The 23,192-nt window shown below is 51.0% G+C and carries 27 protein-coding genes and 1 pseudogene; 8 read left to right on the forward strand and 20 right to left on the reverse strand.

The features are described 5' to 3' along the window. Positions 1 to 6: 6 nt before the first annotated feature. The 5 genes from F457_RS0110740 to gpW all read right to left on the reverse strand — a co-directional run bounded on the left by F457_RS0110740 (position 7) and on the right by gpW (position 4,004). Entirely contained in the window at positions 7 to 411 is a 405-nt protein-coding gene (locus tag F457_RS0110740) for a head decoration protein (protein ID WP_018981147.1), read from the reverse strand. Positions 412 to 413: 2 nt separating this feature from the next. Then, a complete protein-coding gene (locus F457_RS0110745; protein WP_018981148.1) occupies positions 414 to 1,058 on the reverse strand; it encodes a hypothetical protein in 645 nt (214 codons plus the stop codon). A 90-nt stretch (positions 1,059 to 1,148) separates the two neighbouring features. Then, positions 1,149 to 2,006 (reverse strand): S49 family peptidase, encoded by an 858-nt coding sequence (locus F457_RS12960; protein WP_018981149.1) that lies wholly within the window; start codon positions 2,004 to 2,006, stop codon positions 1,149 to 1,151. After that, positions 1,999 to 3,696, reverse strand: coding sequence for a phage portal protein (locus tag F457_RS0110755; protein ID WP_018981150.1), 1,698 nt, complete (start codon positions 3,694 to 3,696; stop codon positions 1,999 to 2,001). Before F457_RS0110755 ends, F457_RS12960 begins: the two co-directional genes overlap by 8 nt. Positions 3,697 to 3,713: 17 nt before the next feature. Further along, positions 3,714 to 4,004, reverse strand: coding sequence for a gpW family head-tail joining protein (gpW, locus tag F457_RS0110760; RefSeq protein ID WP_018981151.1), 291 nt, complete (start codon positions 4,002 to 4,004; stop codon positions 3,714 to 3,716). 252 nt (positions 4,005 to 4,256) lie between these two features. Between gpW and F457_RS12965 the strand changes: the two genes are divergently transcribed. Further along, positions 4,257 to 4,784: a tetratricopeptide repeat protein gene (locus tag F457_RS12965; protein WP_018981153.1), complete on the forward strand. Its 528-nt coding sequence runs from the start codon at positions 4,257 to 4,259 to the stop codon at positions 4,782 to 4,784. 170 nt (positions 4,785 to 4,954) lie between these two features. Here F457_RS12965 and F457_RS12970 read toward each other — a convergent pair whose 3' ends face one another. From F457_RS12970 to F457_RS0110825, 8 genes are all read right to left on the reverse strand, one after another. Beyond that, on the reverse strand, positions 4,955 to 5,746 hold the full coding sequence (locus tag F457_RS12970; RefSeq protein WP_018981154.1) for a hypothetical protein: 792 nt from the start codon (positions 5,744 to 5,746) through the stop codon (positions 4,955 to 4,957). After that, positions 5,746 to 7,896 (reverse strand): terminase gpA endonuclease subunit, encoded by a 2,151-nt coding sequence (locus F457_RS0110785; protein ID WP_018981155.1) that lies wholly within the window; start codon positions 7,894 to 7,896, stop codon positions 5,746 to 5,748. The genes F457_RS12970 and F457_RS0110785 overlap by 1 nt, the downstream gene beginning before the upstream one ends. After that, positions 7,883 to 8,488 (reverse strand): hypothetical protein, encoded by a 606-nt coding sequence (locus F457_RS0110790; RefSeq protein ID WP_018981156.1) that lies wholly within the window; start codon positions 8,486 to 8,488, stop codon positions 7,883 to 7,885. Before F457_RS0110790 ends, F457_RS0110785 begins: the two co-directional genes overlap by 14 nt. Positions 8,489 to 8,592: 104 nt before the next feature. Beyond that, positions 8,593 to 9,207: a hypothetical protein gene (locus tag F457_RS12975; RefSeq protein ID WP_018981157.1), complete on the reverse strand. Its 615-nt coding sequence runs from the start codon at positions 9,205 to 9,207 to the stop codon at positions 8,593 to 8,595. Positions 9,208 to 9,510: 303 nt separating this feature from the next. Beyond that, positions 9,511 to 11,316 (reverse strand): hypothetical protein, encoded by a 1,806-nt coding sequence (locus tag F457_RS0110805; RefSeq protein WP_018981159.1) that lies wholly within the window; start codon positions 11,314 to 11,316, stop codon positions 9,511 to 9,513. Continuing rightward, positions 11,306 to 12,337 carry a DUF7146 domain-containing protein gene (locus F457_RS0110810; protein ID WP_018981160.1) on the reverse strand — a complete coding sequence of 344 codons (1,032 nt, stop codon included), beginning with the start codon at positions 12,335 to 12,337 and terminating at the stop codon, positions 11,306 to 11,308. Before F457_RS0110810 ends, F457_RS0110805 begins: the two co-directional genes overlap by 11 nt. 166 nt (positions 12,338 to 12,503) lie before the next feature. After that, positions 12,504 to 13,079, reverse strand: a complete 576-nt coding sequence (locus tag F457_RS0110820; protein ID WP_018981162.1) for a hypothetical protein — start codon at positions 13,077 to 13,079, stop codon at positions 12,504 to 12,506. Next, a complete protein-coding gene (locus F457_RS0110825) occupies positions 13,076 to 13,276 on the reverse strand; it encodes a hypothetical protein (protein WP_018981163.1) in 201 nt (66 codons plus the stop codon). The genes F457_RS0110820 and F457_RS0110825 overlap by 4 nt, the downstream gene beginning before the upstream one ends. A 41-nt stretch (positions 13,277 to 13,317) precedes the next feature. Here F457_RS0110825 and F457_RS0110830 point away from each other — a divergent pair, with 41 nt between their 5' ends. The 4 genes from F457_RS0110830 (at position 13,318) to F457_RS0110850 (ending at position 17,727) form a co-directional block, all read left to right on the forward strand. After that, positions 13,318 to 14,835, forward strand: coding sequence for a hypothetical protein (locus F457_RS0110830; RefSeq protein WP_018981164.1), 1,518 nt, complete (start codon positions 13,318 to 13,320; stop codon positions 14,833 to 14,835). 348 nt (positions 14,836 to 15,183) lie between these two features. Next, positions 15,184 to 15,531: a helix-turn-helix domain-containing protein gene (locus tag F457_RS0110835; protein ID WP_169584132.1), complete on the forward strand. Its 348-nt coding sequence runs from the start codon at positions 15,184 to 15,186 to the stop codon at positions 15,529 to 15,531. A 479-nt stretch (positions 15,532 to 16,010) separates the two neighbouring features. Further along, the gene (gene repC / locus F457_RS0110845) at positions 16,011 to 17,219 is read left to right on the forward strand and encodes a plasmid replication protein RepC (RefSeq protein ID WP_018981167.1); all 1,209 of its coding nucleotides are present in this window, start codon (positions 16,011 to 16,013) and stop codon (positions 17,217 to 17,219) included. Between the two features lie 235 nt (positions 17,220 to 17,454). Next, positions 17,455 to 17,727 (forward strand): phage major tail tube protein, encoded by a 273-nt coding sequence (locus tag F457_RS0110850; protein ID WP_156809446.1) that lies wholly within the window; start codon positions 17,455 to 17,457, stop codon positions 17,725 to 17,727. A gap of 17 nt (positions 17,728 to 17,744) precedes the next feature. Here F457_RS0110850 and F457_RS0110855 read toward each other — a convergent pair whose 3' ends face one another. Both F457_RS0110855 and F457_RS0110865 read right to left on the reverse strand, forming a co-directional pair. Then, on the reverse strand, positions 17,745 to 18,302 hold the full coding sequence (locus tag F457_RS0110855; protein WP_018981169.1) for a recombinase family protein: 558 nt from the start codon (positions 18,300 to 18,302) through the stop codon (positions 17,745 to 17,747). 364 nt (positions 18,303 to 18,666) lie between these two features. Continuing rightward, positions 18,667 to 19,119 (reverse strand): hypothetical protein, encoded by a 453-nt coding sequence (locus F457_RS0110865; protein ID WP_040921098.1) that lies wholly within the window; start codon positions 19,117 to 19,119, stop codon positions 18,667 to 18,669. A gap of 819 nt (positions 19,120 to 19,938) precedes the next feature. Between F457_RS0110865 and F457_RS0110890 the strand changes: the two genes are divergently transcribed. From F457_RS0110890 to F457_RS0110900, 3 genes are read left to right on the forward strand one after another with little or no spacing between them, the layout of a single operon-like run. Continuing rightward, positions 19,939 to 20,193 carry a helix-turn-helix domain-containing protein gene (locus F457_RS0110890; RefSeq protein WP_211209051.1) on the forward strand — a complete coding sequence of 85 codons (255 nt, stop codon included), beginning with the start codon at positions 19,939 to 19,941 and terminating at the stop codon, positions 20,191 to 20,193. A 5-nt stretch (positions 20,194 to 20,198) separates the two neighbouring features. Then, positions 20,199 to 20,840: a ParA family protein gene (locus F457_RS0110895; protein ID WP_018981177.1), complete on the forward strand. Its 642-nt coding sequence runs from the start codon at positions 20,199 to 20,201 to the stop codon at positions 20,838 to 20,840. 45 nt (positions 20,841 to 20,885) lie between these two features. After that, on the forward strand, positions 20,886 to 21,566 hold the full coding sequence (locus F457_RS0110900; protein WP_018981178.1) for a hypothetical protein: 681 nt from the start codon (positions 20,886 to 20,888) through the stop codon (positions 21,564 to 21,566). Position 21,567: 1 nt separating this feature from the next. Here F457_RS0110900 and F457_RS0110905 read toward each other — a convergent pair whose 3' ends face one another. The 5 genes and pseudogenes from F457_RS0110905 to F457_RS14010 form a co-directional block, all read right to left on the reverse strand. Continuing rightward, entirely contained in the window at positions 21,568 to 21,777 is a 210-nt protein-coding gene (locus F457_RS0110905) for a hypothetical protein (protein WP_018981179.1), read from the reverse strand. Then, entirely contained in the window at positions 21,777 to 22,010 is a 234-nt protein-coding gene (locus tag F457_RS0110910; protein ID WP_156809447.1) for a hypothetical protein, read from the reverse strand. The genes F457_RS0110905 and F457_RS0110910 overlap by 1 nt, the downstream gene beginning before the upstream one ends. A gap of 307 nt (positions 22,011 to 22,317) precedes the next feature. After that, positions 22,318 to 22,620, reverse strand: a complete 303-nt coding sequence (locus tag F457_RS0110915) for a hypothetical protein (protein ID WP_018981181.1) — start codon at positions 22,618 to 22,620, stop codon at positions 22,318 to 22,320. Between the two features lie 84 nt (positions 22,621 to 22,704). Further along, positions 22,705 to 22,944, reverse strand: a complete 240-nt coding sequence (locus tag F457_RS12980) for a hypothetical protein (protein WP_018981182.1) — start codon at positions 22,942 to 22,944, stop codon at positions 22,705 to 22,707. 41 nt (positions 22,945 to 22,985) lie between these two features. Further along, positions 22,986 to 23,192: pseudogene (locus tag F457_RS14010) on the reverse strand (hypothetical protein); the annotation flags it as partial.

A 23,192-nucleotide genomic window follows, 5' to 3' on the forward strand; every position in this document is an offset into this window, starting at 1 on the left:
TTCCTTTTATAAAATATCATTTGAGAGGGATTCTTTGATAAAGAGCTGATTTTTACGGCATGCTGTTACCAGCGCGTCATAGGCCCATGAGGAATCATAAGTGAGGTAGCGGCTATTAAATTCGCCCATCTCATAAATAGCCCCCCAGGCCTGCCCGGCTGTTGTGTCCACGACGTCCACAACAATGCCAAGGGGGTTCTGGCTTCCATCTGTTGCGCTTGGGAGGGATGGAACAAAAAGGCCTGTGGCATCAACACGGCCGACAAGAGTGCCTCGGATAAGGGGGTTTTCTGACTTGTCAAAGGAAACGTCACGCGTGACGAGCTTGAGGTTGCCGGCAATGAGCTGATCGGGGACGAAGGTGACGGTTCGTGCACCAGGGCGGAATTGATAGCTTTGAGGCAAGGGCATGATTACGCTCCTGTGTTCAGGCGTTTGTTAAAAGCCGCAACGCGCGATTGAAGAGAGCTTTTGGGCTGACCAGCATCGGCCTTGAGGGGGCGCACAGCATGAGAGGCCATGCGGCTGCGCAGGCTGGCTGTTGTGTTCTGAGATGTGTGGCGTGTGCTGGCACGACGTGACCGTCTTGAACCACACGATGCCGCACGGAGGGCGGCTACGGCCTGCATGCGCGTCATGGTGGTGTTGAAGGCAATGTGACAGGCAAGGGCTAAATTATGGGCGGCTTCAGGGCGCCTTAAAATGGCGTGCGCACGGGATGAGGCGCGGGCTTTTGCGTCTTCCCGAACGGTTCTGTCGTCGTCATCGTCGCCCTCTTCTGCTTTTCTGTCGTCTTCATCATCACGCTCATCTTCCGCGTCAAGATCGTCGTCAGATTGTGCGGTGTCGTCATCAGGGTCGGGAGTTTCGCCACGATGGTGACGTGCGTGTTGGGTGTCGTCATCCTCTCCAGTGGTTTCTTCTGGGGGGAGGTCGTCTGGGGTGTTCTCGTCCGCTTTCGGTGGAAGCGTGTCTTGATTATCATCGCCCATACGGGCTCCGTTTAAATGAGCATAAGGGCTACGAGTATTACGGCGAGAGGCGGGACGTTGTGCCATTTTTTAGCTCCATAAAAAAAGCCGCTCATCGCGGTGATGGCGGCCTATTTGGCAGGGTGTTAAACCGGTTTAACAAACGGGTTTGAGCGGTTAGGAAAACTGCTCAATGAGGTCGTCTAACGCCTGATGTGGGGGCATGGTGGCGTCGGCAAGGCCAAGGGCAACGCCACGCTCTCCTAAATACGCTTCCCCTTCCATTGCGCGTATCGTGCCTTCATCAAGCGAGCGATTGCGTGCAACGAGAGCGACAAACTTTTCACCAAGCGCATTCACAATCGCTTGTTCGCGATTGATAATCTCAGGGGTCAGTGGCTCTACTTCTTGCAGTTCCGCTTTATGGCGTCCAAAGCGGAAAACGGTGGTTTTGACGCCCTTATTTTGCAGCATCTCTGAGCAGTCGGCATGGATCATAATCACGCCAATCGACCCCACCATGCCCGTTTCAGGAACGGTGATGATATCGGTCGCACAGGCCAGGGCGTAAGCGGCAGAGTTTGCTGAATTATAGACGATGGCGACAATGGGCTTTCGACGGCGCGCTTGGGCGATCGTGTCCGACAATTCTAAGCATTGGCTGACATCGCCACCGGGGCTATCAATCCATAAGGCAATCGCTTTAATCCGGCTATCATCCAGGGCGTCGTCAAGCCGTGCCCTGATGTCCTCATAGAACGAGCAATAGGGGTAAAGAAATCCACCGGGGCCGGATAAGAGGAGCCCTGTAATGGGGATGATCCCCACATTCCTTTCTATGCGGAGAGGGACGCCCCAGTAATGAAAGTTGCTTTCAGAATCCTCAAAACCACTCATCGCCTGAGGAGACTGCGCGACTATCGTGGCGTGCGGCCCATGCGAAACAAGTTCTGAGCGCAATTCAGACGCGCGGCTATGGTCAAGAGCGAGCGGCTTATTCAGGATGGTTGAGAGCCTCAGGCTAGGGTTACTCATTGCTATCTCCTGAATTTTCACTGTCATCATGTGAGACGGCTTCATCTGGCCGACTATCGCCCGGTTGTCGGAGGCCTGCTTTTTGAAAGGCTTCTTGTTCAATTTTTCTTTGATCGAGAATGTCTTCCCAGTTGCGTCCTTCATTCATCGCGGCCTCATCTTCCAGCGTTGACAAGCCCGACTGAACGCCAATAAGGGCTCCTTCACGTTCTTTTGTGGGGTCAATCCAGCCACGGCCAGGGCCAAGCCATTTTACCCGCCCATAAGCATGACGTGCTTCCAAGAAGTGTGGGATGGCGCCGCCGGTGGGCATCGGCGGACGGTCGCTTTCCATCGCTTCTTCCAACCAGGCCAAACGAATGGGAACTGCAAAACCGGCGCAGAAATCAAGGCGGCGGCGGTCTGTTGTTTTGTAGGCTTCAAGCAAGGCGGCGCGGGCTGAAGAGTAGTTTACATCTGACCAATCATTGCTGACCTGCATGGGGCTTAGGCCCGCCGCTGATGCTACGTTTCTGAGAACTGTTTTTTCAAAGTCAGCAAAGCCGCTTGCAGGCCGTGCGGCGGTCACAGATGTGATCTTCTCCCCCGGCGAGAGCATGGGGATGCGTGAGCCTTGGAGCGAGAGATTGCGCCCATCATGATAGGCCACGCGCTCATCCCACCCAGCCCAACCGGCGGGGTTTCCTAAGGCTTCCGACGCGCTTGTGGCGCCCAGTGCCTCTGCTGTTGATTGTGGGTCGTAGGGCGTTTCAATAAAGGCGGCAAACACAGCATTGACGATGGCGGCATCAAGCTCTGCGGTATCGTAGCGTGCCAGCATCTTCATGCGTGTGATGACGGGAGCAAAGATGCCCGCCCCGCCGCGATGCTGCCCGGCCTGATGGCGTTCAAAATGATGAACCGTGATGGGACGGCCAAAGGCGGTCTCTTTGGGGTAGCGTGCCCAACGGGTGGATTGAGCGACTGCAAAATAATCATCCGGGTGGGCTTCACGGATATGGTAGGCAATCGGTTCGCCCGTTATTGGGTCAACTTCAACACCGTTGCGAATGGTGCTGAGGTCATACTGATTATCGGGGTTTGAGAGGCGATCCGTATCAACAATTTGCACGCTTGTGGCGTAGCGCGCACCACCTAAGCAGACACGCTCTTCCAGCCACGGCAAAACGGCCAAAGCATCGCCATCAATGAGAAGATGGCGCATGGCTAAGTGCATTTGTTGGCTGAAGGTGAGCTGCCGTTCCGTGTCGTTGTAATGGGAGGGGTCGTCTGCCCAATTGCGCCAATGGGCGTCGATAAAGCTGCTGAATTCAGCCGCCCATGAAGCGTCAAATCGTGAGTTTCCTGAAACATGGCGAAGCCAGCGATGGTCAGGCTTTGAGACAGGGCGAAGTGAGACGCCCACCACGCTGTCAAGAATGCGTGTGACGGCACCAGAGGCCCACCCATCGTTGCGCACCAGATCGCGCATGCGTGCCACCAGCGTGTCACGCTGGGATGCGCCAATGGTTGAATCCCCACTGCGCAGGCCGGGCATCCATTGCTGGTTATGCTGACCGTAATAATCCGCCCCATCATAGGGCATATTGGACGGATTATGCAGACCCATAGGGCGAGGGCGTGCGGGGGCTTTAGGCGCAGCTCTCCTGCCGCGTTGCAGGGCTGCGCGGCGGGGAGATAGGATGGCCATAAATCCTCATCAGTGTCTTAAAAAACGGGACGCAAAGCAGAGCGCCGCGTTCCTGGTATGCCGAGCTGCGATTGGATCAGCTTAATTGTTTGGAGAAGCTGTGGGGCATCAGCAGGGCGATAGCTGACAGAGCGTGAGCCGTCCCCTTGGGTGTAGGAGACTGAGACGATTTTCTGCCCTGATTGGAGCGACAGGTAAGCCCTTTGGAGCGCTTTGAGCTGCTGTCTAAGCTCTTCTTCATCCATTCCCGCGAGAATTGAACTGCGGGGATTGAAGAGCGGGCGTGACGGGGTAAGGGGAATAGCCATACTGCCCTCAGATTTTTTGGGGAGAAAAGCGCATAAAAAAAGCGGCCCCGATGGAGCCGCCTAAACGATTTTCGAAAAGAATAATGTTTTTATAGGGCTTAGCGGGCCCAATAAGCAAGATGTTTTTTAATCATGTTCTTTTTTATCGTATTGCCTCGCTGGAAACCCTGTCCTTTAGGCCGGAGAAGATGTTAAAGTCTGTATTGCTAGATTGATACGGATATTAAATAGAATTCTTCTATAGAGGTTAGCGTGAAAAAAAGTATCTTTGGGTTAATTTTTATTTCTAGTTTTTTGTCATTAGGCGCATATGCGGCTTCTAAAAATGAAGATTCTAACGAGCAGTTAAACTTAGGAGTTACGCAACATTATAAGAAAGCCGTTGAGTCTCTTCAGAAATCAGCGAACCAAGGAAATGCCAAAGCTCAGCTTGCCTTAGGAGTTGCTTATTATGATGGCCGAGGAGTTGCGCAAAATTATAAGAAAGCAGTTGAATGGTTTCAGAAATCAGCGGACCAAGGAAATTCTAAAGCTCAATATAGCCTAGGTTTTTGTTATAATAAAGGCAAAGGAGTGACGAAAGATTATGAGAAAGCAGTTGAATGGTTTCAGAAGTCAGCGAACGGAGGAAATGACCAAGCTCAGTATAACTTAGGCGTTGCCTATTATGAGGGGCTAGGAGGAGTTACGAAAGATTTTAAGAAAGCAGCTGAATGGCTTCAGAAATCAGCGGACCAAGGAAATGCTAAAGCAAAATATGTATTAAAAAGTTTATATTAAATACATTATCTACCCTACAGCTTTCGGCTCACGGTCAAGCACAAGAAGCAGCGTCCGGGCAGCTTTTTCAGGGCGGCGTCCAATGACGCCCAGCACTCATATTTTTTGCACAATAGCGACACCCTGTTTGAGAGAATGCACCAATTCATCAGCGATATTATGGCGTTCCGTCATCGTTTCTTATCTTTAAGGGCACGTCGTAGATGATGATAAATTTCGCGCTCAACATAGCTTGGAGCATTACGCTCTACCACATCATCAACGATTTGCTGCGCGGGTAGGATTTTTCGGTAATGCGGCGGCTTTGCGACAAAACGGATGATTTGAAGCACTTTTCCGGGCGTGCCTGAATATTTATAAACGCCTATAGGACGTCCGCTTTTTTTTGATTTTCCTATAAAATACTTACCGCGTTGACCATTGGCGTTCTTATTTTTCTTCCCTTTGCGCAAGGCGCGCATTGTCTCTTCTGAAATGTTCTTAGAGGGGTCTTCATAGAGACTGAGATGAGACAGGATGGCTTTGATCTCGCTGGATTTAATGTTTCCGCTTGCATTTAACGGTGCATCATTCCCAGGAACCCAATATTGCCCTCCAGAGACCTTGCTTAAAGCGTGCTCTGACGGCTTCATTCCACGTTCGCCACCAAAAACATCAGGTGACAGATAGCGTGCAGCGGCGGCTCCAACATTTTGACCGGCGACAAGGTCTTTCGTTGCCAAAGCTGCCTCTGTTCGCCCTGGTGGGGCTTTGATGACCCTGAACATGCCTAGGGTCCAGTTCGTGGGGTTATGAAAAACGCGTTTCATACCGTCTACAACAGCCCGACGGCTATCAAAGGCGAGGCTATTCACAACGTTTGTCATGCCGCGTTGATGGCCGCGACCGCGTAGCTTCTCAAGGTCTTTACGGAGCTTTTTGTTATCCATTGAGATGGTGATGAGGCGGTTATTGCTGGCCATTAAAGTGTTCCTTTGCGGGAGAAAGAACCGAGACGGGCTGCTTGTTGTCTGATCCGCTCTAACCGTGCAGCGTGGCTGTTGGGGGTTTTAGGTCTGGTCTGCGAGGGCGTTTGTGCTGGTAAGGCTGCGTTGCTTTCTTCTTGTGAGAGCGATAACGGCGTGATCATGGGGTTGTCGTCCCACTCGCGGGCCCAGACAGGGGGTGCGTCCCAATGATAGCGTTGGAGGCCAAAGAGATGCGCCATGACATCGGCCATCACCATGAGGTCCCATGCCTCATTGCGGCGGCCGCCGCGCTTTTTGTGCCAGCGCCCTGAAGATGAGCGCTCTTCTGCTGAAAGCTGATCATAAAATTCATGCAGCTGGCCAAGACCTGAGGGGAAATGAACAGAGCGCGGACCTGCTTCTGTGATGAGAAGATCAGAAGAGAGTCGGTCTTTGAATTGGTTGGGATTGAATTGCCCAAGCGGCACATCATCAGCCCGGGCGCTCATGGTGCTGGCCCGCTGGCTGTCGGGATAGCGGACGGCCAGAAGCGGGGCGTTCACCGTGCTCATGCCCTTTAGGGGAAGGACGCTATAGGCCACGCGGCCTTCAATCATGCCGGCGCGTTTAGCAAGCCGCCGTGTTCGTGCGCGGCGCCATGCCGCGTAGGCTTGCGCTGTGACGCCCTCTTCCCCACCTGAGTCATAGCCTAGAGCCAGGGGAACCATGCCACGGCCTGATCCATCAGCGAGCGGGATGGGGGTTTCCATAACCTGAGCAATCAGGTTGTCCCAGTCCGCTGCATTGGTGGCTGGTTCCGCTTTGATCTGTCGGTAGGTGATAATCCAGCTTTCTCCATCAATTCCCCAGCCGCGTATGAGCAGTTCGAAGCGGTTGGCTTGTACGTCCACAGAAGCGGTCAGGAAGCGCACGCCTTTAGGAACGCGATTAAGCGATAAGGTGGGGTCTTCACGAAGCGCGAGCGCCTCCGCATCGACCGAGCGCACGGTGCGTGGTGGTGTGTAGGGAACACCCAACCGCTTCACGATAACAGCGCGGTGTTCGGCATCATCTCCAGAGGCGTCAAAATCGCGCTTAGTGCGCACAATTTCGCGCGCAAGAGTGCCGATACCGCCGATCATAAAGGGACTCATTAGGCCCGTGATCCAGAAGCCTGCAATATCAGAGCTGATGGGGGTTCCCGTTCGTGTTCCGTCCTCAGCGACCGTTGTGCCAGCGCAGGCCCAGAACGCGTCTTTGTTCATCGTGCGCCGCCACTTGTCTTCAATCAGACAGCCGCAAGAGGGGCATAAAAGGCGCGCTTGTTGCTCAATCTCGTCGAGCGGGGCATCGACGTCGTAATGCAGCGCCATTTCACGCGATGTGCCGGGGGTCGGGCTGGAGAACGCATTGCACTCTGGGCAGGGCCACCACCAAGTGCGGCGGTCGCTGTCGCGGTAGAGCTTCATGATTCCCGCGTCCCAATTTTTGGGAGAGAGGCCGGTGGCGGCGTCAGGGTGGGATTCACACAGCACCATGCTGTCACGGCCAAAGGTTTGGCGGCGGATGTCAGCAAGGGCATAGGTGTCTTCACCGCTAGGGTCGCACGCGTCGAGCTCTGTGATGATGATGCGAGCGGCATTTTTATTGAGGAGGTTATTGTAGGTAGCGGATAGAAACTGCACCCACATTCCTGCAAATCGCTTAAAATCGAGTGCTCGGTCTTTTGGTTTTAAGCCAAGACGAGATGCCATGCCTTTGTGGAGGTTAATCATGGTATCAATTTCGGACTTTACATAATTCCTAAGTACCTCGTCTGTTTGGGCGTAAACGAGAAAGTCTGCGGGGTCTGTCTCCACGGCTTGAAGGAGCCAATTCTGTCCGACGGTCGTTTTCCCTGACCGGGCTGGCCCGACAATGGCCGTGGTGAGTTGCGGGCCTGTTAGGGCTTCCATAGGCCCGACAAGATAGGGGGCTTCCTCATGGCTCCAGCGCCCAACAAAGCCACCGCCACGATTGTTGAGGTAACGGTGCATGGCCGCGTGCTCTGCCACAGAAACACGTTCAGCAGGGAGGTAGAAGCTCAGTGCTTCACGGACAATGGCGCGGGCTTGAACAAACGGGAACTCTGAGAGTTCTGCTGGAGGGATATTAGAGGAGGCCATGCGTGTCCTCCTGTGTTGCGTGTTCTTGTTCCTCTGGTGGGGTGAGGAGCCCTAGGATGTCGTTGACCGTCGCTTTTTGAAGGTCTTCATACATCGCAATCTTGTGCTGTATGATCGCTGCTGGGATGCCGTTTTCTGTTCCGAAGCGCTTAATGAAGTTCCGGCTCTCTGAGCCTAGCCGCGCGAAGGTGGACATAAGAGCATCGCGCATCTCATTGGCAGGAACAAGAAGGCCGCACTCTTGCGCTTCTTTGCGTTTGAGCTGGTGTAGCTTCGCTATGTCGAGCTGCTTCTTGATGTCTTCACGGCTTTGAATGGGAAGAGCGTCGTCATCGGGGAATAGGTTTGAGAAGCTTAACTGAAGGCTTGCAAGCGCTTCATCACGCCCAGCATTCTTCTCAAGTTCTTCTTCCTTCTTCTGGTCAAGGAATGGGAAAACTTCTTCAGCATCAAACTTGTAAGAAGAACCGTTGCGGCCACGAGAGACAATGGGAAAGTCTTCATATTTCTCAATCCAAGAAGTTAGCGTGGGAAGAGAAACATTTAGTTCTTTGGCCAGTTGCCTTTTGTTTATAAGAATTTTCCCAGACACTTTTCATTACTTCCCAGATAAAAACAACAAAAACAGAAAGTCACTTTTTGATTATCAAAGACTCTGACAGACCGGGGTTCGAATTATCCTCGTGCGGGCCCTCCCTAGGAAGGACCCGTGAACTCTGCTGAGCGGATACGTGACGGTTTTTCCTTCCTTGCTCGCTTTCGATCCGTATCGCGTCTTATTCTTTGAAGGTGGCAGGCTGTTCGGTATGCGGTTGGAAGGATTTTGAGGAGCGTCGCGCAGCTAATGGCCACCTCTTTACGCGCCGCTTCCCCCGACCGTTCTGATAAGAGCTCCTGAGCCATAGCGCTAAAAGATATGCCTTCCACCAACAGAAGTATCAGCTGCTCATGTGCGTCATCGCCAAGAATGTCATGCACATAGGACAATCGCTCTGCAACAAGGGCGCGTTCTAGGCCATGCGTATGAGCATCGCCCGGGCCATCGGGAGACGGCGCCGCATTGGTGGGCACGTCACGCACTCCAAAGCCGGCGAAAAGGTAGTCCCTATGCCACCGTTCAGCGATGCTTTCCGCTTCGCTATCAATCCGCTTAGCTTTACGAAGCGTACGAAGATTATCGACGCGGCGTTTCCTGCCTCCATCACGTGCCTCGTAATCAGGCTTGGCGCAACGTTCAGGCGTTGGCGTCTGGGGAGCGTGTAAATTGCTTGCCAGCCGGTTGCGGGCAGCGCTGTGCTTACGACGTGCCATTATGCGGTTCTCTCTTGTCTCAGGGGTGAGACAAAGGTGAGACAGAAAATGGGACAAAGAAAAGCGCAGTTTTTCAACGCTTGTAGCCCTATTATACTTACTGTCTCACTTGTCTCACTAAAATAGTAATGTAAAGGAGCTCTATGGGCGCTATAGACGGCAAAAAGGCCGAGACAGATGAGACAGATACGCAAAACGGCGCACGCCCCTAGAGGGACTGCGTTTTTTTCTGTCTCAATTTCTGTCTCACGTTTGTCCCGGGGGTGAGACACACTCACCATCCCACGCCCCTTTTTACGGTGATTAGCCATCATCGGCCTCATCACCAAATCCGAGTTCTTCACCAGAAACCCAGATACATCCCCGCGCTTTTACGGCCCCAATGCGGATTTGACCCTTGAACGGCCGTGCACTTTCAAGCCGCCGCAACTCATACTCAAACTTCTGCCCGCTATATGGCGTATCACGAAAGAGAGACCGTAACGGGCTAGAGCCAGGCCAAAACCATAGGCCCAATCCATCTGCTGCTCGAGGCGCGGAACGGCCCCGCCTATCTTTTGATAGGTCGTCGGCTTGAATGACACGGATACCATAGTTCGCCAGTACCTCTGATGCAATAACACGTGTGAGGCCATCAATGTTCTCCTCATTATAAACCGGTTTTTTCAGGACTGTTCTCACGAGTTCAGCGAGAGAACGGCGATCTGTTGAACGCTGAACTTGAACAAGCTGTGAGAAGAGATGGTTCATCATGCGCGACGAACTATCTTGGGTCAGCACATCATCAGAATCACGGATATAATCCGAGATAAGCTCGATCCCTCTATCGGCTTCCAAAGCTTCAGGGACACCCTCATGCGTTAAGACCCACCATCCTGCGAGGAGAGCCCCGAGCTGATCCATTTCTCGTGGCGCACATCCACATACCTTCAGAGCGTCACGGAATGCAGCAAAGGCGCCTCGCCATTCCTTCCATCCAGAAAGGGCACGCGCCCATAATCCCGCGCCATGTTGACGCGCCCAATCCTGCAATTCTTTATGCTCATTGTGATAATCGACGCCCTCATGGGCCTTATCAAGGTCGACGATCGTAAAGCGGCCGAGATGTTGCGCCTGCATGTCCGGTGGGCTGATGGATGCCATCAGGATACTGCCCGCCACCTCAATCTGACGCGCTTTCCCTTCCTTCCCGCCACGACTTCCCTTTGTCCCCTCGCCACCAGCTGCCGATAACACCAGATCAAGCAGGGCACGGGCCCCACGTTGATCTTCCCGATCGGCGGCTTCATCGACATAGGTGGGCATAGCGCGGCCATCCAGCGACTGCTCAAGGCCGGCTTTTGTCGTGTCGTTTGTGTAGAAATGCATTGGGCAGGCCGCGCTTAACACCGCCATAATGCTGGACTTTCCAGAGCCAGCCGCCCCGATGATAAACCCGGCTGGCCGCCACGGGATGGATGCGCCAAAATAGGCGCAGCCCAAAAGTCCGACCAGCACGACCTGCCCGCCAGCACGTCTGAAGTTCCATAAGCGGCCAATTTTGGCCTCTAACTCTTCCCCCACTGCTGCGCTGCATGGGTCACCCGGCCGTGGCGCGGGCGGTGCGGCTGCCCAAATCTGGTTGCCGTGGCGTGTTCCTGCGGGTTTGGGGCGCTTTGCTAACCCTAAGACACGATCACCACAATGAACGACCGGGGCCCCTTCTTGGCTTGGCCAAACCCCCGGCTTTCGGATCAGAATATGATCGCCAAACAGTCCAGCGGCGCGGCACTCTGCCATCAGCCAAGCAGACGCCTTGTTCTTGACGAAATCGACAACCTCCCAGCGCGTGCTTTCGGAACCATCCGCTTCCGTTGTCTTCTGCTGTCGCTTGCAGGGGAAAGCAGCAGTGAGCCACATCCCTTCGTCAAGGAACAACGCCATAAGCTCATCACGGGTGCCCATTTGCCGGGCTGACAAAGCGCGGAGCTGACCAACCGCATCGAGAATGTAGAATTTCCCGTCCAAGTGACCAAGCGGCACAACGGGGCACGGCCCCGCTTCTGATGTGTGCTGTCCTTGGACTTCCTGAGCATTGGCCAAGCTTTGCCGGATTGCCTCACGCCCCATCGGCCCCTCTCAATGTATCGTTGAAGTCTTTTCCTTGCGGCGCACAGGCAATGCGCACACGAACCCCCCGTTCCAGCCACGCTTTTTCCGCCCGCTTAAACGCCGCGATGGAGGCATAGTTATTGTCATTGTCACGCAAGAGCAGAACGCGCTTTACACTGTCAGGAAGGGCGATCTTTGCCATATTCCCAAGCGACCCCGCGCAGATAACGCGCCATTGAGGGCATGAGCAGACGATGGAAAGACAGGTCTCAATGCCTTCCCCAATGATAACTTCTTCCTCTGGACGGCATTCTGCCAGTCTCTTCCCACTATTACCTTTCCAAAGCGGGATCATATGGCCAGCCATGGGGCCCAGCATCTTCTTTGGCCGATCCAGAGAGGCCTTCACCCATCCTTGAGTGGTCTGCTCAAGCCATGTCTGATGGATAGCAGCCACCCGCCCCTCTTTTGTGGTAAAAGCGGCCACCATAGCAGGCAGGCCACGCCCTTTTTCATGGCAATAAAGCTCTGGATGAAAGCGCAATGAAGCCGGCATAATCCCAGCAGGTAGGACAATCTTCCGACCGGCCAAATAAGACAGAACAGGATCATGGCTCTGCAAAGGAAGGGCAGACCGAAACCGAACACGCGCCTGCTCTATACGCTTGGCCAAAAGGCGTTTTTCGTCCTCACTCGGTTGAGCGGGCGGCGGGGCCTGATGCTGTCCTGTTGGTGCAGAGCGACCGTGCCCCAGCCAGGACAGCCCCCAACGATAGGCTTGCTTACGATCGCCTGAAAAAAGAACGGCGGCCACAAGATCAAGCGCATCTCCGCTTTCGCCTGCAGCAAAATCCGCCCAAACCCCAGCTTTAGCACCTGTTAGATGGATAGAGAGGCTCTTCCCCGGCTCCCCCGCGACGGAACCACAGCACCATTCAGACCCATTTTTCTTCCCAGCGGGCAGAATTTCGCGCACAAGCTCAAAAGCCCGCGCGCCAAGGCCAGACGCGACTTCTGATGCGCTTAGAGTGCTGGGCATGAATCCCCTCCAGCCAGAAGAAGACACATCATAAGCGCGAAAAGAATAAGACTGCTGATGACCGAAAAAAGGACAAGAATACGGTCATACTGATGACATTCGACGTCATTCCATCGCGGCTCTGCTTTACATACGCATTCTAAGATGTCGTTTTGTGAAGGCTCACTCATAGGTACGCCCAAACGAGGCAAGACGCCGCTTCTATGGCCGCTACCCCAGCGAAACAGACCGCGAGGATTGTCCGTTTTTTGAGGGCCTGTTGAGCCTCGGCCAACGCGGTTTTTTCTTGATGGAGCTGCCCTTCAAGCGAAAGTGCCTTGTCATGTTTTACGTAAAGCCGCCACTTAAGGTCAGAAACCGTTCCCTTGAGGATCGCAATCTCACCGTCTTTTTCTGCAACAGAATTGTCCAGAAGTTCCTGCTTCCCCTCATGCCCTCCTGGGCACTCAGGTAGAGGGGCGTCGTCTTTGATCGACACCAAGACACGCAGGTCGCTTAAGCTACAATAACCCGGCGTTTCTTCCCCTTCTGGCACGTTTTCATCACGGGCCTTTTCAATGCTAAAAGCCACGTTCCCCCGTTGCCACGCGTCAATAAGGCAGGCAGCCTCAAGAACATCTTCAGGCCCGACATCTCCAGGATACAGAGCGCGGGAAAACTCAAGGACTTCTTTACGAGACAGCATCCCCTGCCAGGGCGTGAGGTCAGGCAGAGTTTCCCTCTGGAACGAAAAATCTGTCATGATGATGCTCCTTTCCGTGAGCGACGCGGGCCGTCGTCATACCCCGGCATTTTCATCACCCCACCGCGCACAAAGGTGCAGCCACTTGCGGACATGCGGCATTGATGGGCCAAAAGGCACCGGTTTTTATGCTGTTGAGGATGAGCGAAGATCACAGGCTTCTTCTGAGAGCGTAATTGGCGCTTTATCTGGCTCATGTCATAAGTTCCTGAGAAAACTTTGAGGGTGAGGAGAAGACATGCGCTCTTTTGTGACGTGGCTGGGTTATGTCGCTTTTTCCGTCTATATTTTCGGGAAAGTTTTCCATCATTCGTTCATCCATACGGTCATCATTTCTGGCATAGGAGTTGCCCTTGGTATGGGCGCCGTGAAGCTGCTTGGCCGGTCGTCCAGCGCGGGGGATGATCAAGAGAAAGAGCGCACACCGTTTCTTCCACACAAGAAACCAAGCCTGATACCATCTGTTTTTTTGTGTCTTGTTTTTGCTGTTGGGACAGCCTTCATGACCGCGTGTCTGTCCTATGATAACGATGCACCGGTTATCCCCAGCGCGATCGCCGCAGCAGCCATCATGGCAGGCATATGCGGCGTCTATGGCCTTGGGCATTATGCGCTGACGCAATGGCGCCTCTACGGAGGGGAACGCACAGGCCCCGCACCAGAAGGCGACACACGCCCACTTCTGCCCCGCCACAGAGAAGACGCGCGAACGCCTATGGATGGTAGTCGTCTGACGATTTTTTATACTGATGCTGAAGGGCAGGCCACCAAGCGCACCATTCGGTGCCAAGAGCTGAACTACGCTCAGGACGGCCGCACGATCACCCCATTCTTGATTGAGGCTTATTGCGAGCTGAGAAGGGAAGACAGAAGCTTTAGCCCCCGACGCATCGCCCGCGCGACCCTGCCAGACGGCACGCCTGTGTTCGACATTACGGCCTTTCTGGTCGCCCATACGGACTTGCCCCGGCAAGAGGGGCCAGCCCCAACAGGCCCAGAGCCCCAGACGCACACGCAAAAGCTCGCGGAAGCCCCGCCCGAAGAGACGACTGACGGCACACATCAAAATACGTACATCAGTTTGGACTTTCAGGACGGATTGCGCATTCCCCCACCGAGCGAAACTCCAGATAATGTGACAAGCAAATTGTTTCACCCAGAAACAAAGCACTGCCGTCTTCGCATTACGTCTGCATGGAAAAGAGACCGTAAAAACGCGAAAGAAAGCATCATTAACCCCATAAATTTGACGTATTTTATGGAGGGAAAAACGCTCTGTATCATGATGATTGAAGCGTTTATTGAGGAGACGAAAGAATGGAAGAGTGTTGACTATACCGACATTCTGACGGCAACCGATTTGGGAACGGGGAAGACAATAGACAATCTTGGACTGTATCTTCTGGGCGATAATTTTCGACATTATGACCCATACGCACGAGCGAATAACCCTGACCCAAAACACAAAAGGATTGCACTGAAAGATACGCCACTCGCCATTTCTTTCACGCAGAAAGGAAGTGCCGGGAAAGAAATTACCCTGATCTTGAAGGCTATGGAGTGCATCATCGCTTACCCCTACGGCCCGGAAAATATGACGCTTGATTCGGTTTCGGGAACGAATATTAAAACCAACAATGAACGCACGATCCGCACAGAACGGATTACGAGCGCCCATGACCCCGAAACAGGCGAGATTATTGAGGATTTGCTGGCGTTCTTGGAAACACGGCGCAAGCGGAAGGCAAAGGCTTAGGGACATTCCTTCCCCCTTTTGGGAGGTGAGGAAGTCCCAAAAAGGTCAGGACGAATAGCTTCGTAGGGGATGTTCAATGCATCCCCTATCTTTTTGACATGCCAACGCGGGACTCGCTTCCACCGCCCGACCGCTTGAGGCGTTACACCACACAGTCGTGCAATCTCCATCATTGATCCGCGCTTTGAAAAAATATCAACAAGAGAAACATTTTTCATAAAATGATCTGTAATTTAATTACAATTTCTAAGCAACGAAAAATGTGCAAAATAAACATTTTAAACGTTTGAAAGTTTTCCCTTTAATTACCTCATGAAAGACATAACTGATGCCCGGAAAAACAACGCTATGAGCAATCTCTCTTTTGGAAAGAGATTGAGAACTTCCAGAATAGCGAAGGGGTTAACCCAAGATGAATTAGGAAAGAGAATAGGATTGTCGGGCAATTCTATTTCACAATATGAAGCCGGAAGGGCATACCCCCGGCAAAAACCTTTCGGCTTATTGATAAAGGAGCTGGAAGTGACGTCCTCTTACTTGCTAACGGGAGATGATCCCAAGGAAAAGATTAAAGCTCAGACAAAATATGAAAAAGAATTACTAGAGATTATGAGGAAAACAACACCACAAAACCAGAAGGTTTTGCTAGATGCCATGCACGCTCTTTCGCAGTCTCTTGATAAAAAGAAGGGATGAAATTAAACTTTTGAAACTTATGTGTTGCCACATAAGTGTAATTTAATTACATAATCTTCTATCTCTTATGAGATAAGAAGTTCCAAACAATCGTTTCTTCATAAAGGCGAAGGGAGGGCGGAAAGGATGGGAAAGACAATCTCCAAGATGGAGAAAGCTCTCCCTGTTGCCAAAAGAGACTGTACCCCCCTACAACTAGCAGGATTATGTCACGCATTACCGAGTCTGGAGAGTTATGAGTTAGAGAACAATCCCCCAGATATGCAAAAACCCCGCTTTTTCAAGCGAGGCTAGTGCAAAAATTCTAGGATCATCAGGAAAGGTCGCCAAACCCGTCCGAGAAACAAAAAACTGTGGTTGGTTTCTTTCTCGGACATCCTGATGAAAAATGCAAGTCTTTCTTGCCACAGGATTTTTGCACCCTAAGGCCTAGGTTTGAAGAGTGGCGGTTCCCCGCCATTTTTAGTGCAAGAAGACCCATGAAACCTGAGATAGATTTATATAATCGGGCGCAAAGACGCGTTACTAAAGCGATGTTCGAGGCCCAAATTCGGGTCGAGATGTATCCGATGCAAGATGTGAGTCGGTCGGACATCCTGACGTGCTTACGACGCGGTCGTCATGAGCTTGGCCTGACACGCCAGCAAGTGGAGCTCCTCTGCTACCTGTCTAGCTGGACAGATCATAAGGATTGGAGCGAAGAGGGAATCCCCATTTGCACCGCTCATAATGATGACATTCAGCTAGAATTCGACATTGGGCGCACGCGTGTGAAAACATTACTCCGTGTCCTAGCTGAAGAGGGATGGATCATTTATAGAGACAGCCCCAACGGCAAACGCTACCGGCGGCGTAATCCGAAAACTGGTCAAACGGTGTACGCCTATGGTTTTGATCTATCACCACTCTCACGGCGCTATGATGAGCTTAGACAAGCGGCACAAGCGGCTATTGAGCGCAAGCGCGAGACCAAGCGCCTCCATCATGCCATCATGACCCAAGCACGCCGTATCTACGCGCTTATCGATGCAGGTCGCGACATGGGCTTAGGGGACGACGAGGCTGCTCAATACGGCACGCAAGCATATGCATTGACCCAAGAGCGTGGCTTACGAAGCGATCAGGCCTTACTGAACGCTCTTGTGGAAAAGCTATCCGCTCTCGTGGAGGCCCTAGAAAATCGCCTATCGTCTCTTATGGTTGTGGAAAGTGACCCCATGGGGTCACCTGAGAGACCCCATTATACTACTACAAACCTAAAGACTCACATAAATGTAGAAAAGGACGTCAGCAAAGCTGCCGAACCCATTGAAATAAGAAGTAGCAGCGTTGATGTGCCTCCTCATCCCCAATCCCCACTCAGAGGATTTAAGGCGACACCCAACTTCCTCCTCCATATCGCTCCACAATTTCGAGAGTTCTGCTCATCATCACGACCAAGCCAGCAAGAAATAATCGCAGCAGCTCTTATGGCATCGGATAAATTAGGGATTTCGCGCCATGCCTGGAACCAGGGAAACAATGTTCTAGGGTCGTATGAAAATGCCGTAGCCATTGCGATCATCGCAGCACGTCAAACAACCGGAAAAATCAAATCATCCGGCGGCTATTTACGCGCTATGGTCAACCGACACCTTGAAGGTGATCTCGCAATGGATCGCACGCTTTACGGGCTTTCCAAAGGTTAAGCTCTGCATGTGAGTTGTCAGATAACGCAGTAGAGACTCGTTTTTAGGGGAGGTATCTTTCCTACGTGTTCTTCAATTGTGAAGACTATTAAAAACAGGAGACAATATGCACTCGTTATGTGTTTTTTCGTCTAAAGACAACTCTTATATCGGAAAAATTAGCAGTGACATTCTAAACGACCTTTCAAGGTTCCCCAGACCGTTTCGTACAGAAATGTTTTTTATAGAAGTAAATATGGAAAACATACCACACGCCTCTGTAATAGGAAGAGAAAGAATAATAATCTCAAGAGATAGAATATCACGTATAGGAAAATATAGTAGTTATTTAGAAATAGAAGCTATTTTTCTAAATGATATTTATAACTTCATTGTCGAAATATCCGTATCATATCTTAAGGAAATATATTGCGGTGAAATGATAAAAGAAATAGATGTTGCTAAAAATATTCATTTTGAAAATGGAATAGATCACAAAAAAGAAGAAAGAGATGCTTTAGGAATGTAAAAGAAAAGGCTATTTCTTTACAATAATCGCCCCTGCTTCTGGAGAATATAATTAACCCCAGAGCGTGACATGCCAACTTCTTTGGCAATCTGTCCAAGAGAGAGCCCGTCTATCTTGAGTGCAAGAACACGGGCTTCACGCTCTTTATTGGCTTTACGACCTTTAAACTTTCCAGCCTTTTTAGCGGCTTCTATGCCTTCTAGCTGACGTTCTTTACGGAGATCATTTTCAAACTCAGCCATGATACCCAGCATATTAAGCATCAGCCGCCCTTGAGGCGTTGCGGTATCAAGGGGCTGCTCTGTTACGCGTAGAAAAGCCCCCTTATCGTTTAGGATTTTGATGATGTCAGTAAGATCAGAAATACTGCGGGCTAAACGGTCAATTCTTGTAACGACCAGAGCATCATCGGTTCGAATGAATTCCAGCAGTAAATCAAGCTGAACGCGTTTTTGTCTGCTCGTGCCCGATATTTTCTCTTCTCTTACAATTTCGCACCCAAACTCTCGTAATCGTTCAACCTGTAAGGCGATGTTCTGTTCTTCTGTCGATACCCGCGCATAACCGAATAACATGCCCACCACCTGTTCTGTTTACCCTTTAGAGGAAAACAGAACAGCATGATTTCTTTTTCCGCACAATCCAGAACAGGTCGGAAAATTGCGAAAAATCAGACCGTGAGAACTGTTCGGTTAGGGGATACCCTAAAAACGCGCAGAACAAAAAAGAGGCCCCTACAATCGTAGGGGCCTCCACCACAAAAGAAACCTTCTCAGGTTTCCACTGATAAGGTTAGCATATTTCCTTCATGGCCGCTGTCTATTTTTAGTGAGAAAAATGGATCAGCAGAAAGAAAAAAAGCGCACCAACCCCGCCCCCTGCGATCGTATAAAGCAAGACCTCACGGACTTCGGACGATAAAAACATACTCTTATTCATTCACTGTTCTTTCTGTCGTTTCCAATATTGCAACACATGCACGAGATCGTCATTTTCTGAAATAGGGGCTATGAACGTTTTAGCTCCAGCGTGAAACGTCATTTTTGTGCTTGTTAAAAAGGCTTTGCTCATCACATCCATTGAGTGGTCTTTGACGTTAAATGTATAATCACATTTTGCGGGCCCAAAATCAGTGACGTCACCAGCGTGAAGCTGCAAGCCGTTAGAAAAGTTCAGAGTAGCGTCTTTATGGCATTGACCCATGGCGATTACTCCGACTTGAATCTCTTCTCCCTCGATTGTGGGGATCAGTTGGAATAGAGTGTCACCTTGAGTGTAAGAACAAATTGGCATGCCGTTATCTGTGCATGACCAAGAGCCAATATTGGTTGCTTCTGCGCTTCCGATACCGCTTAGCAAAACACATGCAAGACCCATAAGAGATTTTTTCACGCTTTTTCCTTTCTTAAACCGTTCCACATTCTTTTTATCTTAGAAAAATACGCAAGATAAAAACATTTTAGCACATTTACCCTTGCCTAATATACGAAATTATCGTATAAAGAAGATGTCGACGCACTTCGGCTCGACACAGAAAAGGACGTGAAATCTTATGAAAAAAGTAAGAATTGCTTTTGAGATTATTCAGACCATCGCAGCACTGATGAGTATATTATCGACACTTGGTGCTTTTATCGCGTGGCTTCACAAACATCTTTCTTAAAGGAGAGCGGGGGAAAACCCCGCTAGCCCTTCTATGACTGTAGACTATTTTTTAGAATGTTTGAGCACCCTTCATTGGAGCCAGAGGCACTTAGCGCGCATTCTTAATATCGACCAAAACATTGTTTTATCTTGGGGGGATGGCTCTGAAGATATTCCCCCTGAGATAAGCCACTGGCTTAATGAAAGAGCATCTTATGCTCGCACTGTTCCTTTCCCAAGCAATGAGTCATCTTTTTAAGACAAGGGAGCACCATCATGGATGTATTATTAAACGGTTTTGTATGGCTTTATCAGCATAAAAAATATCTTTATATTCTTTATACTGTCGTAGCTATTTTAAGCTTTCTGGGCGGTTTTTTTGCCTTCCAAAGATGGGAGGGGCAATGACTCCAGAACGCTTTAAAGAGTGCCTAAGTCTTCTTTGCTGGAGCCAGAGAAAACTCGCCTATATTCTGCATATTTCATCGAGACGCCCAAGTAGTTGGGCCAGCGGGAAAAATACGATCCCAGACCCTGTTGCAACATGGCTTGAAGCGCTTGCTAGCCATGCAGAACAAACCCCACCCCCTCACGATTATAGCAAGGAAATACAACATCACGATGACGCCACATGAGCTTGAAACGATCCTTACCGAAATAGGGCTGAGTAATAGTGCTCTTGCACGCCATGTTAATCGTTCAGAAGGCAATGTCAGACAATGGCGGAAAGGGGTCTCAAAAATACCAGACGACGTTGCTGAATGGCTAAGAGAATATCATTATTTTTTTCAGAAAAACCCACCCCCTCAACGTAAAGGCTAGGACATATGACACTTCATATCACCGTCTGCTCTCCAAAGGGCGGAACAGGAAAGACAACGCTGGTGGAAAATCTTCTGGTTTTGTTTGAACGTGCTGGCAAGAATGTGCTGGGGGTGGACTTTGACCCTCAACAAACCTTGTTGAAATGGCACGCACGGCGGCAAGAAAATGCGTCTGCATCTCAGTTTGATTGTGCTGAAGCATCCCTAACGGACTGGCGAAATGTTCTGGCACATGCTGCTCATTATGACGTGGCCATTTTTGATGTGCCGCCTGGCATGGATTCAGAAATCATGAGCGTGTCCTCGCTGTGCCAAAAGTCTGATCTTGTGCTTGTTCCATCCGCCATGAAAATCGCTGATATTGATTCAGTAGGGCCCTGGGTCGCTGAACTTGATAGCCAGAACATTCCTAACGCGCTGGTCATGAACCATGCTAATCCACGGGAAAAGTTTTTTAAAGAAGCCCGTGCGGAGATGAATAAGATAGGGACATTATGCCCAATTGAAATCCGTAGCCTTGCTGATGCCCATCAACATACCATAGACGGCTTAACCGCTTCTGATAAACCAAAATGCTCGTCAGCATCTGACTTTCAGCAGGTCTATGATTTTGTCTGCAAGTGGCTAAAATCTCACAAAAAATAGCGTTGTTAAACCGGTTTAACAAAGTCTCTCACAAGAAGGTTCTCCATGTCGAAATTTGCTTCTCCCTCCCTGTCTCGGTCTCAGAAGATTGGCCAGGCCGCCACACTTTCAGATCGTCAATCAACAAGCCTGGCACAAAGTACGGTTATTGATGAGAGGTTTTTTGAGACATTCAAAGAAAAATTTGAAGGGATGGAGCTCTTAGACAATCAGGAAAAAGTTCAAGCGATCAGCACGCTTGTAAATGTTCTTAAAAGTGAGCAAAAAAAGCAGCTTCATATCGTTCTTCAGATTGGCCGCGCTTTCTGCAATACGGAAGATGAATTCTCTCAAGAAGAGTGGAAACATCTTCTGAAATATACACAAGAATTGTTCGGCATGAGTCGTCATACAGCGTGTATGTATCGTAACGTTGCTAGAGACATCGATAGCGGCCGTATTCCTCGCGAGATTTGCCCAACCTCTTTTTCCACGGCGTACCAGCTTTCAACCTATACCGATAAGCAATTAGAGCTAGCCAAAGAAGAAGGCATCATTACCCCAGACGTTAGCCGCCGCACGCTTGTTGCCTTTAAACAAAAACATTTACGTCCTAAAAAACGTAATTATTCATCAGCAAAGAAAGGGAAAGATCGCCTGAAAGCTTTAACGAAAGAACGTGAGCGTCTTTACAAGAAGCTTGAAAAGATTGAAGAGCAAATTGCTCGGGAAAAAGAAGAGCACTAAATTAGTTTAATCGCATCTCCCTCCGCTCATTCCCATAATCGCGCATCATAGCGGGCAGTTCGTGCAGGTCGGGATGAGCGCGTAGTTCGTCCGCTGCCTGCTTCTCTTCCTGCGCTGTGTAATGCACCAACGGGGGGCAGAGCGATTTGTAGCGGGCAGGGGCGCAGCTTACTAACGTGCATAAAGCCATCGCACAAAAGATACGTTTCATCAAAACGTTCCCTTATCCAGCTCGTCTGTAAGCTCATTGCCGGAGCGTATGCCGTTCGTGCGAGCCTCCAGCATCCGTTGCGCGGCTTCTGCTGATTGTGTGGCGTCGCTTGCGTCTTGGCGTTCGGAGCAAACACGGGCGCTGTTGCGGCCTGCTCGGTAGGCAAAAATAAGCCATGTGGTAAGAGCGGCGGTGATAAGAACGCAAACGCCTGCAATAAGGTAAGGGATCATCGTATGACCTCGCTGGAAACCCTGTCCTTGAGGGTAGGGAGGAAAGCGCGTATTGACATTTTTTAGCATTCCTATTGTAATCGGATTCGACCTTAAAGGGGCGCGATAACCAAGCGCCTTTGGTCTAGAATTTTTTCTCTAAACCGGGGGAACACTCCGGGCGTGGAGCCTTCCATTGGGACGGTGATGAAGCGCAAACTTCCTTCAGTGGAAATCTCCGTCCTTTAGGGTGGAGAAGATGTTAAAGAAGTTCCCATTTCTTTTTTTGTGGATTGTAAGGGAGAGCCGGTGCCCTCCCTTATTTGCATCAGATGGCGCTGTTTACGTCGCCTGTCTGTGGTGCAGGGCTGTTTTTGTGCTCCAGCACGGCTAAGAGAGTGCGAGAGCCTTCTTCCAGCTCTGTTGCGCCGTTTTCGACGCGCTGGATGGCATCAAAAAGCTCGGTAATATTGAACTTGCTTTCCAGCATCGGGGCAAGGTCGTCTCCAAGAGAACCTAGGACAGAGGCAACGGCATGAATGCGGGTTTTAGTGGCCGCACTTTCGCTGGAGCCCAGAGCGCCCGTGATGAGATGTTCTAGAGAGGTGATGACGTCAGAAGCGGTCGTCATGGTGATTATTCCTTAATGTTTATTGTGAGTGCGTTGAGTGATGCATGATGGCTGGCCCATCGCGGCAATGACGCTCTGGCGTGGTCATGGCCGGGGGCGTGTGTCGGTGGGGCGTCCGGCTTGGAAGCGATTGGTCGCCCAGCCGATATTGAGCGCGACGGTGCTGATGGCACGATAGAGCAGCCCCCAGCGTGATCCGTTGGCAGGCGGGCGTACCGTGACGGTGATGAGCTTGCAGACGATGATCACACACGCGACGATCAGACCGATATTGCTGGGTAAGAGGTCGAGAAAGGCGGTGATGTCCATAAAGTCTCCAGACATAAAAAAACCGCCTCAGAGGGCGGTGTTTAGTGGGGATGAGGTTAGGTCATCGTGGGGGACGGTCGCACGGCTTCATGAGCCACACGATCCACGAGCGTTCCATAAGGGTCTTGGCCGTTTTCGACACGGATAATGGCGTGCATAAGGGCGGTGAGCTGGTCGGGTGTGAGGGCGTTAAAGCGCTGCTGTACGCCGATACCAACGCGGGCGGCAACCGTGGCGGCGTAAGCGCTGGTATCATTGCCGTC

The organism is Saccharibacter floricola DSM 15669 (assembly GCF_000378165.1).
Classification (GTDB): domain Bacteria; phylum Pseudomonadota; class Alphaproteobacteria; order Acetobacterales; family Acetobacteraceae; genus Saccharibacter; species Saccharibacter floricola.

Coding starts and splice junctions, on each gene's coding strand:
- F457_RS0110890 (WP_211209051.1), top strand. CDS start 19,939: ATGCAGAACAAACCCCACCCCCTCACGATTATAGCAAGGAAATACAAC.
- gpW (WP_018981151.1), bottom strand. CDS start 4,004: ATGGCTATTCCCCTTACCCCGTCACGCCCGCTCTTCAATCCCCGCAGT.
- F457_RS0110905 (WP_018981179.1), bottom strand. CDS start 21,777: ATGAAACGTATCTTTTGTGCGATGGCTTTATGCACGTTAGTAAGCTGC.
- F457_RS12960 (WP_018981149.1), bottom strand. CDS start 2,006: ATGAGTAACCCTAGCCTGAGGCTCTCAACCATCCTGAATAAGCCGCTC.
- F457_RS0110855 (WP_018981169.1), bottom strand. CDS start 18,302: ATGTTATTCGGTTATGCGCGGGTATCGACAGAAGAACAGAACATCGCC.
- F457_RS0110900 (WP_018981178.1), top strand. CDS start 20,886: ATGTCGAAATTTGCTTCTCCCTCCCTGTCTCGGTCTCAGAAGATTGGC.
- F457_RS0110745 (WP_018981148.1), bottom strand. CDS start 1,058: ATGGCACAACGTCCCGCCTCTCGCCGTAATACTCGTAGCCCTTATGCT.
- F457_RS0110895 (WP_018981177.1), top strand. CDS start 20,199: ATGACACTTCATATCACCGTCTGCTCTCCAAAGGGCGGAACAGGAAAG.
- F457_RS0110820 (WP_018981162.1), bottom strand. CDS start 13,079: ATGACAGATTTTTCGTTCCAGAGGGAAACTCTGCCTGACCTCACGCCC.
- F457_RS0110850 (WP_156809446.1), top strand. CDS start 17,455: ATGGAAAACATACCACACGCCTCTGTAATAGGAAGAGAAAGAATAATA.
- repC (WP_018981167.1), top strand. CDS start 16,011: ATGAAACCTGAGATAGATTTATATAATCGGGCGCAAAGACGCGTTACT.
- F457_RS12970 (WP_018981154.1), bottom strand. CDS start 5,746: ATGGCCAGCAATAACCGCCTCATCACCATCTCAATGGATAACAAAAAG.
- F457_RS0110910 (WP_156809447.1), bottom strand. CDS start 22,010: ATGATCCCTTACCTTATTGCAGGCGTTTGCGTTCTTATCACCGCCGCT.
- F457_RS0110785 (WP_018981155.1), bottom strand. CDS start 7,896: ATGGCCTCCTCTAATATCCCTCCAGCAGAACTCTCAGAGTTCCCGTTT.
- F457_RS0110835 (WP_169584132.1), top strand. CDS start 15,184: ATGAGCAATCTCTCTTTTGGAAAGAGATTGAGAACTTCCAGAATAGCG.
- F457_RS12975 (WP_018981157.1), bottom strand. CDS start 9,207: ATGGCACGTCGTAAGCACAGCGCTGCCCGCAACCGGCTGGCAAGCAAT.
- F457_RS0110915 (WP_018981181.1), bottom strand. CDS start 22,620: ATGACGACCGCTTCTGACGTCATCACCTCTCTAGAACATCTCATCACG.
- F457_RS0110830 (WP_018981164.1), top strand. CDS start 13,318: ATGCGCTCTTTTGTGACGTGGCTGGGTTATGTCGCTTTTTCCGTCTAT.
- F457_RS0110755 (WP_018981150.1), bottom strand. CDS start 3,696: ATGGCCATCCTATCTCCCCGCCGCGCAGCCCTGCAACGCGGCAGGAGA.
- F457_RS0110810 (WP_018981160.1), bottom strand. CDS start 12,337: ATGCCCAGCACTCTAAGCGCATCAGAAGTCGCGTCTGGCCTTGGCGCG.
- F457_RS0110740 (WP_018981147.1), bottom strand. CDS start 411: ATGCCCTTGCCTCAAAGCTATCAATTCCGCCCTGGTGCACGAACCGTC.
- F457_RS12980 (WP_018981182.1), bottom strand. CDS start 22,944: ATGTCTGGAGACTTTATGGACATCACCGCCTTTCTCGACCTCTTACCC.
- F457_RS0110805 (WP_018981159.1), bottom strand. CDS start 11,316: ATGGGGCGTGAGGCAATCCGGCAAAGCTTGGCCAATGCTCAGGAAGTC.
- F457_RS0110825 (WP_018981163.1), bottom strand. CDS start 13,276: ATGAGCCAGATAAAGCGCCAATTACGCTCTCAGAAGAAGCCTGTGATC.